This is a genomic window from Kitasatospora sp. NPDC093558 (assembly GCF_040683475.1).
GTDB lineage: Bacteria > Actinomycetota > Actinomycetes > Streptomycetales > Streptomycetaceae > Kitasatospora.
In genome coordinates this window covers 1-1,281 of the sequence record NZ_JBFBDY010001235.1, presented here as the reverse complement: position 1 = coordinate 1,281, position 1,281 = coordinate 1, and the positions used below count along the sequence as shown (strand labels likewise).

The 1,281-nt window shown below is 75.7% G+C and carries 1 protein-coding gene; it reads right to left on the bottom strand.

All coding sequences use genetic code 11. The features are described from left to right. Positions 1-1,281: beta-ketoacyl synthase N-terminal-like domain-containing protein (locus AB0O00_RS40000; protein WP_363659584.1), on the bottom strand; the 1,281-nt coding region annotated here is incomplete at both ends.

Genomic DNA, 1,281 nt, shown 5'->3' with positions numbered 1-1,281 from the left:
CCTCGGACCAGCCGACCCCGTCGGCCCGGTCGGAGAACGCCTTGCAGCGGCCGTCCGGGGCGAGGCCGCGCTGGCGGGAGAACTCGATCAGCGAGGTCGGGGTGGACATCACGGTGACGCCGCCGGCCAGCGCCAGCGTGCACTCCCCGGCGCGCAGGGCCTGCATGGCCCAGTGCATCGCGACGAGCGAGGAGGAGCACGCGGTGTCGACGGTGACGGCCGGGCCCTCCAGGCCGAACAGGTAGGCGAGCCGGCCGGAGAGCACGCTCGGGCTGGTGCCGGTGACGGCGTGCCCGGCGGAGCTGTCGTCCATGCCGAGCCCGTACTCCTGGTACGTGGACCCGATGAAGGTGCCGGTCGCACTGCCGTGCACGGAGGTCGGGTCGATGCCCGCGGATTCGAGGGCCTCCCAGGTGGTCTCCAGGAGGAGGCGCTGCTGCGGGTCCATGGCGAGGGCCTCGCGCGGGGAGATGCCGAAGAACGCGGCGTCGAACTCGCCGGCCTCGTGCAGGAACCCGCCCCGGGTGGAGTAGGTGCGTCCGGGGGTGTCCGGGTCGGGGTCGTAGAGGCCGGTGTCCCAGCCGCGGTTGTCCGGGAACTCGGAGATCGCGTCGGTGCCCTCGGCGACGAGCCGCCACAGCCGGTCGGGGCCGGCCGCGCCGCCGGGGAAGCGGCAGCCCATGCCGACGATGGCGATCGGCTCGTCCGGGTCGGCGGCGGCGACCGAAGGCACTGTCAAGTCCGTTGGCCCGTCGAGCAGTTCGCCGCGCAGGAAGGCGGCGAGCGCGACCGGCGTCGGGTGGTCGAAGGCCATCGTGCTGGGCAGCGGCAGGCCGGTCAGCGCGGCGAGGCGCTTGCGCAGCTCGACGGCGGTCAGCGAGTCGAAGCCGGCGTCGCGGAAGGCGCGCTTCTCGGGCACGCCGTCGACCGAGCCGTGGCCGAGGACGGCCGCGGCCTCGCGGCGCACCAGGTCGACGAGCAGGCGGTCGCGCTCGGCCTCGGCCAGCCCGCGCAGGCGGCGGACGAGGTCGGAGGCGGCGCCCGCGTCGGCCGCGGCGCCGCGGGCGAGGGCGCGGACCTCGGGCAGCTCGTCGAACAGGACGCTCGGCCGGGCGGCGGTGAAGACGGGGGCGTAGCGCTCCCAGTCGACGTCCGCGACGGTCACCGCGACGTCCTCGTGGACGATCGCGCGGCGCAGCTCGGTGAGCGCGGTCTCCGGGGCGAGGAAGCGCAGGCCCTGGCGGCGCAGCCCGTCGGAGACGGCCTCGTGGGCGGCCATAC